The sequence below is a fragment of the Pseudomonas sp. PS01297 genome (assembly GCF_029959305.1).
GTDB lineage: Bacteria > Pseudomonadota > Gammaproteobacteria > Pseudomonadales > Pseudomonadaceae > Aquipseudomonas > Aquipseudomonas helleri.
The window spans coordinates 1-3,897 of record NZ_JASCPQ010000178.1 but is presented as its reverse complement, the minus strand read 5'-3'; the positions used below and the strand labels follow the sequence as shown (position 1 = coordinate 3,897).

Genomic DNA, 3,897 nt, shown 5'->3' with positions numbered 1-3,897 from the left:
AGCTTGCCTCGCGATCTTTAAAAAGATCAAAAGATCGCGAGGCAAGCTCGCTCCTACACAGGGTATTGGGTGTTCCTCAGGTAGAATGCCCGGCTAATTTCGCCGATTTGCAGCCTTGCCATGACTGAACCCACGTCCTCCCCTTCCCCGCACGTCGCCATTATTGGCGGTGGCCCCGCCGGTTTGATGGCTGCCGAAGTGCTGAGCCAGGCGGGCGTGCAGGTGGATCTGTTTGACGGCATGCCGTCGGTCGGTCGCAAGTTTTTGCTCGCCGGTGTCGGCGGCATGAACATCACCCACTCCGAACCTTACCCGGCGTTTTTGTCGCGTTATGCCGAGCGGGCGCCGCACATGGCGCCGTTGCTGCGGGCGTTTGATGCCGACGCCTTGTGCCAGTGGATCCACGACCTGGGCATCGAAACCTTTGTCGGCAGTTCGGGCCGGGTGTTCCCCACCGACATGAAAGCCGCGCCGCTGCTGCGCGCCTGGCTGAAGCGCCTGCGCGAATCCGGCGTAGTTATCCACACCCGCCACCGCTGGCTGGGCTGGCAAGCCGATGGCCAGTTGCGCATCGACAGCCCCGAGGGCGAAAAACAGCTTAATCCGGATGCCGTGGTATTGGCCTTGGGCGGCGGCAGTTGGGCACGGTTGGGTTCTGATGGCGCGTGGATGCCGCTGCTGGCAGAGCGCGGCGTCGAGTTGGCGGCCTTGCAGCCGAGCAATTGCGGGTTTGATGTGGCGGGCTGGAGCGAGGTGCTGCGCAGCAAGTTCGCCGGGGCGCCCTTGAAGAACATCGCCATTGCCCTGGAGCACAGCGCACCACGCTTGGGTGAATGCGTGATCACCGCCAGCGGCATTGAAGGCAGTTTGATTTATGCTTGGTCTGCGCCGATTCGTGAGGCCATCAACCAGCATGGCGCTGCGACGATTCTGATCGATCTGTTGCCCAACAAGCCTGTGGATAAAATCGCTGCGGCCTTGGCCAAGCCGCGCGGCTCACGCTCGATGAGCAAGCATTTGCACAGCCAGTTGGGTCTGGACGGGGTGAAAGCGGCGCTGTTGCGCGAGTTGGCCCCGGCAGATGACTTCAACCACCCGGCGCAGTTGGCCAAAGCGATTAAGGCCCTGCCCCTGACACTGATCAAGGCACGCCCGCTGGACGAGGCCATCAGCAGCGCCGGCGGCGTGCGCTTTGAGGCACTGGATCACAACCTGATGCTCAACGCCGTACCGGGTGTGTTCTGCGCGGGCGAGATGCTGGACTGGGAAGCCCCCACCGGCGGTTACTTGCTCACCGGCTGCTTTGCCAGCGGGCGCGCCGCAGGGTTGGGGGTTTTAAGCTGGCTCAAACGCTGAACATCTGTCGCCCCGCGATCTTTTAAAAGATCGCGAGGCAAGCTCGCTCCTACAGACAGGAGAAAGGGCGGGTTATGGCTTGCGCTTGCGTGGGCCGGTGTTGAACACCGGAACTTTGCGCACAGGCTTGACCGAAGGCTCGGCCGGGGCCACGTCGCCACTGTCCACCCATTTGCCCAGGTTGCGCTTGCCGCCACCGCCTGCTGCTTTAGGCTTTTTCGGTTTCTTCGGCTTTTTGACCACCTGGCCCGTCGCATCGGTTAGCGGCACGCGGTGCTCTGGCACAAAGTCGGGCTCTTCGTGGCGGGTCAATGTCTGACGGGTCAACATCTCGATTGCCGACAACATGTTCACTTCGTCCGCACACACCAGCGAAATCGCCTCGCCTTTCTGGCCGGCACGACCGGTACGGCCAATGCGGTGAATGTAGTCTTCGGCCACGATCGGTAAGTCGAAGTTGACCACCAGCGGCAGGTCGTCGATGTCCAGGCCGCGCGCGGCGACATCGGTGGCGACCAAAATTTGCACTTCGCTGGCCTTGAAACGATCCAGCGCACGTTGACGGGTAGCCTGGGGCTTGTCGCCATGGATGCCGTCCGCGTTGATCCCCAAGCCTTGCAGCTTGTCTACCAGCTCATCAACGCCGTTACGGGTCTTGGCGAACACCAGCACCTGCTTCCAGCGCTGGCTGCGCAGCAAGTGCAGAAACAACTCTGCCTTGCGCTTTTTATCGACTGGGATCACCCACTGCTTGACGCTGCTGGCCGCCACGTTGCGCGGGCTAACTTCGATGCTCAGCGGGTTGTCGAGCATTTGTTCGGCCAACAGGCGGATCGCGTCCGAGAACGTCGCTGAAAACAGCAGGGTCTGGCGTTTTTTCGGCAAGGCACGGTAAATGTCGCGCAGCTCTTCGGAGAAACCGAGGTCGAGCATGCGGTCGGCTTCGTCGAGGATCAGGGTTTGCAGTTGGTTGAACTTGATCGCGTTCTGGCGATACAGGTCGAGCAAGCGGCCGGGGGTCGCCACCAGCACGTCAACGCCTTTGCGCAGCTTCATCATTTGCGGGTTGATGCTGACCCCGCCGTACACCGCATAGGTGCTCAACGGCAGGTGCTCGGCGTACTGGCGAATGTTCTCGTGAACCTGTTCGGCCAGTTCGCGGGTCGGCACCAGCACCAGCGCGCGGATCGAGTTGCTGGTGACCTTTGGCCCTTCCATGGTCAGCAATTGCAGCAATGGCAAGGCAAAGCCGCCTGTTTTGCCGGTGCCCGTCTGGGCGGCGGCCATCAGGTCACGGCCTGCCAGCACGGCGGGAATCGCTTGGGCCTGAACCGGAGTGGGGGTCTTGTAGCCGAGCGCCTCAAGGGCGCGCAGCAAGGGCTCGATCAGGCCAAGGGTGGCGAATGTCATGGGAATACCGTCGAAAAAGGTCTGCGCAGGGGTGCATAAAGTGCAATGGCGCGCAGTTTACCCTAATTCAGACGGTTTTCTGCTTGCGCCACTGCGGCAACCCGATCAACACCACGGCGCTGATGATCACCGCCATCGCCAGGCACTCTTCGAAGCCGATGCTCTCGCCCGCAAACACGATACCCAGCATCACCGCCACGGCCGGGTTGACGTAGGCATAGCTGGTGGCGGCGGCCGGGCGCACGTTTTTCAGCAGGTACATGTAGGCGCTGAAGGCGATGATCGAGCCGAAGAACACCAGATACAGCAACGCACCCCAGCCTGCGGCGGTTGGCAGATGGGTCATGCGCTCGCCGCTGAGCAGGCTGCCGGCCAGCAGCACCACACCTGCGGTGATCATTTCGGCAGCGCTGGCCATGGCGCCTGCGGGCAGCGGCAAATGGCGGCTCCAGACCGAACCGAACGCCCAAGCGGCTGCCGCAAAGAGGATCATCGCCGCGCCCAATGGGCTGGCTTGCAGGTTGGAGCCGAGGTTAAGCATGCCGATGCCGATCAGCCCCAGCGCAATACCGGCCCATTCCAGGCGAGTGTTGCGTGCGCCCCAAAAGTAGCCGAACAGCAACGTAAACAGCGGCACCGTCGCCACGGCCAGGGCCGCGACACCAGAGGCCACGCCCGAATGCTCAGCCAGGGTCACGCCACCATTGCCGCAGGCCAGCAACAGAAAACCGATCATGGCTGCCGAACGCCACTGCACAAAGGTCGGTGTCGGCGCCCCGCGCCAGCGCATGTAGCCGTACATCAAACAGCCCGCCACCAGAAAGCGCACCCCGGCCATCATCAACGGCGGCCAGGACTCAATCCCGATGCGAATCACCAGATAGGTCGAACCCCAAATAACGTACAACGCAAAAAAAGCACCGATCAGTTGTAACGGGAAACGACGTGCGGCAGGCATGGGGGCAGCTCGGAAGGCAAAGGCAGGGGACTTGGGATTCTAGACAAAGGGCTGCGAAATAATAAGTAACAGAACGCACCAAAAGTGACCCGTACACTTTGGCGGCTGTTCACCCTGTAGGAGCGAGCTTGCCTCGCGATCTTTTCAACGATCAAAAGATCGCGAGGCAAGCT

3 protein-coding genes are annotated in these 3,897 nt (G+C 61.7%); 1 reads left to right on the top strand and 2 read right to left on the bottom strand.

Annotation, left to right across the window (positions count from 1 at the left end):
* Positions 1-120 precede the first annotated feature (120 nt).
* Complete coding sequence (locus QMX84_RS25870) at positions 121-1,356, top strand: TIGR03862 family flavoprotein (RefSeq protein WP_282365110.1); 1,236 nt, start codon at positions 121-123, stop codon at positions 1,354-1,356.
* Positions 1,357-1,428: 72 nt separating this feature from the next.
* Here QMX84_RS25870 and QMX84_RS25865 read toward each other — a convergent pair whose 3' ends face one another.
* Both QMX84_RS25865 and yedA read right to left on the bottom strand, forming a co-directional pair.
* The gene (locus QMX84_RS25865) at positions 1,429-2,766 is read right to left on the bottom strand and encodes a DEAD/DEAH box helicase (RefSeq protein WP_153435318.1); all 1,338 of its coding nucleotides are present in this window, start codon (positions 2,764-2,766) and stop codon (positions 1,429-1,431) included.
* 67 nt (positions 2,767-2,833) lie between these two features.
* A complete protein-coding gene (gene yedA / locus QMX84_RS25860) occupies positions 2,834-3,724 on the bottom strand; it encodes a drug/metabolite exporter YedA (RefSeq protein WP_282365109.1) in 891 nt (296 codons plus the stop codon).
* Between the last annotated feature and the right edge of the window lie 173 nt (positions 3,725-3,897).